The following is a 3,855-nucleotide window of genomic DNA, read 5'->3' as shown; positions in this document are numbered from 1 at the left end:
GACACCGGCCCCATCCTGAAATATGCGGGCAATGCGGTGATCGCCGCGAATTGGGGATCGTGGACGGTCATTGCCGCCGAGCAGGTGACGGGCGGCGGCTACGATGTCGTCTGGAGGGATTCGTCGAGCGGCCATTATTCGGTTTGGAGCACGGACAGCGGCGGCAACTTCGTCACGACTCTCGGCTCTGCTCCCGACATGCTGGGGACCGATCCGTCCCTGAAAGCGCTGGAGTCGGTACTGCATCAGGATCTGAACGGCGACGGCACGATCGATGTCCCCGTTGTCCCCGTCACCAGCAGCACGACGATCGAAGCGCTCGGATCGACCAGCCTGGTTTTGTCCGGCGGCAATTACCACCTGAACAGCATCGCTAGCGGCACCGGACCTACCCTGAAATATGCGGGCTCAGCGGTGATCGCCGCGAATTGGGGAKCGTGGACSGTCATTGCCGCCGAGCAGGTGACGGGCGGCGGCTACGATGTCGTCTGGAAGCATTCGGCCACCGGCCACTATTCGGTCTGGAGCACGGACAGCAACGGCAACTTCCTCACGACTCTCGGCTCGGCTCCGGAGATGCTGGGGAGCGATCCAGCGCTGAAAGCCCTGGAGCCGACGCTTCATCAGGATCTCAACGGCGACGGCACGATCGATGTCCCCGTTGTCACCCCCGTCACCAGCGGCACGACGATCGAAGCGTTTGGATCGACCAGCCTGGTTCTATCCGCCGGCAATTACCACCTGAACAGCATCGCCACGGACACCGGCCCCATCCTGAAATATGCGGGCAATGCGGTGATCGCCGCGAATTGGGGATCGTGGACGGTCATTGCCGCCGAGCAGGTGACGGGCGGCGGCTACGATGCCGTCTGGAGGGATTCGGCGAGCGGCCATTATTCGGTTTGGAGCACGGACAGCAACGGCAACTTCCTCACGACTCTCGGCTCGGCTCCCGAGATGGTGGGGAGCGATCCAGCGCTGAAAGCGTTGGAGCTGACGCTTCATCAGGACCTCAACGGTGACGGCACGATCAGCGGCCCCGTCACCAGCAGCACGACGATCGAAGCGCTCGGATCGACCAGCCTGGTTCTGTCCGGCGGCAATTACCACCTGAACAGCATTGCAACCGGCACTGGTCCCATCCTGAAATATGCGGGCAATGCGGTGATCGCCGCGGATTGGGGAGCGTGGACGGTCATTGCCGCCGAGCAGGTGACGGGCGGTGGCTACGACGTGGTCTGGAAGCATTCGGGCACCGGCCACTATTCGGTCTGGAGCACGGACAGCACCGGCAACTTCCTCGCAACTCTCGGCTCCGCTCCTGAGATGCTGGGGAGCGATGCAGCGCTGAAGGCGCTGGAGCCAACGCTTCATCAGGATCTCAACGGCGACGGCGCCGTTGGCACAGCGCCTTGGACCGACGGATTCGTGTTCAATTCCGTTCAGGGGGGATCGTCATCCTCCAGCACGCCGGATGTGCCCGACCCCATGCCCGATTGGGTTGGCGCGCAGGCCACGCCCTCGGTCTCGGCATTCGCCGAGACGCTGGCGAATCACGATGCCACGGCGCATGTCAGTCCGGTTGACCTTCTCCACCACGTGCTGAGCCAGGGCATCCTGCTCGCCTGACGATGCGCATCTCGTCGCCCCGAACTGATATGCCCTCAGCGAGCCGCGAGCTCCGACATGGGGACACTTCGCGGCGAGTGTACTGCCTGCGGCTGGCTTGGTGGGCAGGGCGTGACGGGGCGACATCGGGCACTACCGCCATGGTGGCATAATGCCCCCTGCTTTGCCCGACGAGTCAAATCGCTTCGCAAAATCCGTAAGGCACATGGGTCGGCAGCTAAGTCATTGACAAAGCTGTATCCGTCTACTTTGCATGGGGTTGTTTTCGCGCTTTTTGTGAGATCGGCCTCGGATATGACGATTGTCGCGCGTGTGATGCCAGGACTCCTCGATGAGCGAGGCCGATTGCTTGCCGGGAAGGATGCGGCTTGATCGACACGCAACCTGACGTGCCCGGCAAGGACGACGGTGCGCGCGGACCCGGCGTCGGCCGCGCCCGCCGGCTGGTGCAGGGCTGGTCCGCCAACCTCGTCCAGATGGTGCTGGGGCTGACCCAGCAGCTGTTGCTGATCCCCGCGTTCCTCCACGTCTGGAGCGGCGACATGCTCGCGGCGTGGCTGACAATCTATGCGGCCGGCAGCCTCGTCGTCGTCGCGGACGCAGGATTGCAGCTTCGCGCGATCAACCGCTTTCTCGCCTTCAAGTCCTGCGCCGATTGCGACGGGCGCACGGCGTATTTCTATTCAGCCCTGCTGCGGATCTATCTCGCGGTCATCGCGGGGCTCGGTGTCCTCTTGTGCGCGGCCGTTGTCCTGGCGCCGCCATCGGTGGTGCTCGGCTTTCACGCGACGCCGACATTCGATGCCGCGATGCTGGTGATGATTCTGGGCATGATTCTGACCCTGCCCGCCAACCTCGTCTCCGGCCTCTATCGCGTGCGCGGCCGGTATGGCCGGACGGTCTGGCTGCAAAACGCCGCCCTGCTGCTCGGGCAGATCGCGCAGCTCGCTGCACTCGCGACGTTCGGCAGCCTGCTCGCGGTCGCGATCGCCTTCGTGTCGATGCAGCTCCTGTTCGCGGTCTTCCTCGCTGCGTTCGACGCGCCGCGATTGTTTCCGTTCCTGCGCCGTGCCGGCAGGCCGCCATTCGTGTCGCCGTCCCTGCGCTGGAGTATCGGGCAGTTCGGCCGCGCGCTGCCTTTCGCGGTCGCCAACTTCACGGAGCTCGCGCTGGTCAACGTTCCGGTGCTGCTCGTGTCCGCGCTGGTCACCAACCGGGTCGCGGTGGCGCAATGGGGCCTGACGCGCGTGATCGCGAGCCTGGTCCGCGGCCTCTGCCTCCAGGTCACGCTGCCGCTTGCCGCCGAACTCGGCCACGACCATGCGATCGGCGACAAGGAGCGGCTGCGCCGGCTCTACGCCCATGGCTCGGTGTTCGTGACCGGCCTTGCCTGCCTGATAGTCGCCGGCCTGCTGCCGTTCTGGCCCGATTTCTTCGCGCTGTGGACCCATGGCAGCATCCCCTATGACGCGCCGCTCACGGTGACGCTGCTGCTCGGTTCGGCTGCGGTCGCGCCCTCGCTGCTGGCGCTCGGCTTTGCCAACCACAGCAATCGCGGCGAGCTTCTGATCCGGACCAAGGGACTTCAGCTCGTCGTCTTCCTGGTGCTGTCCTTCGTCCTGATCCCGCGGCTCGGGCCGCTCGGCGCCGCGTTCGCCGTGGTCGCCAGCGACATGCTGGTCCAGTTCGGTCTGCTCGCGTTGATGGTCATGAGGCAGACCCTGCATCATCCGTTCAGGCACATCACCTTCCTGATGCTGCTGGCCGTCGGCGTCGTGGCGTCGGGCTGGCTGATCGGGCTCGCGATCACCGCGCTCGTGCCGGGGAGCGGGCTCGTGCATTTCGTCGTGGAATGCGCGATCTGGTTGGCCGTGGTGGGCGTGCTCGCGAGCCCGCTGTTGAGTACGGCCTTGCGCCAGCGCCTGCGGGCGCTGATTCCGGCCTAGCCGGTCGTATTCAACGCGCGGTCAGCGCCAGCCGGTGCTTCAGCCGTTCGAGATGGCGGGCGAATTGCCGATGCCCGGCCTCGGTCTCCCCGGCAAACTGCGCGAGCCGCAGTTGTCCGGCCGCGCGCAGCCGCTCGCGCGTGCCGTCGGTGCGAAGGGCGACGATCGCGTCCGCCAGCGAGCGCGGATCGTCATAGTCGAACAGCAGCGCGGCATCGCCGGCCTGCGCCTTGAAGGCCTCGGGATAGATCACGGGCGTGCCGACCGCCCAGGCCTCCAT

Annotated in this window: 1 protein-coding gene and 2 pseudogenes; 2 read left to right on the top strand and 1 reads right to left on the bottom strand. The window is 65.6% G+C overall.

What is annotated here, in order from left to right; translation table 11 throughout:
- Positions 1-1,629 (top strand): annotated as a pseudogene (locus AC1D00_RS31010) (M10 family metallopeptidase C-terminal domain-containing protein); the annotation flags it as partial.
- 368 nt (positions 1,630-1,997) lie between these two features.
- Entirely contained in the window at positions 1,998-3,575 is a 1,578-nt protein-coding gene (locus AC1D00_RS31005) for an MATE family efflux transporter (protein ID WP_477013275.1), read from the top strand.
- A gap of 10 nt (positions 3,576-3,585) precedes the next feature.
- Here the strand turns inward: AC1D00_RS31005 and AC1D00_RS31000 are convergent.
- Positions 3,586-3,855, bottom strand: a pseudogene (locus AC1D00_RS31000) (glycosyltransferase family 4 protein); the annotation flags it as partial.

The sequence above is a fragment of the Bradyrhizobium sp. P2_E8 genome (genome assembly GCF_056403875.1).
This window is presented reverse-complemented; position numbering and strand designations above follow the sequence as displayed.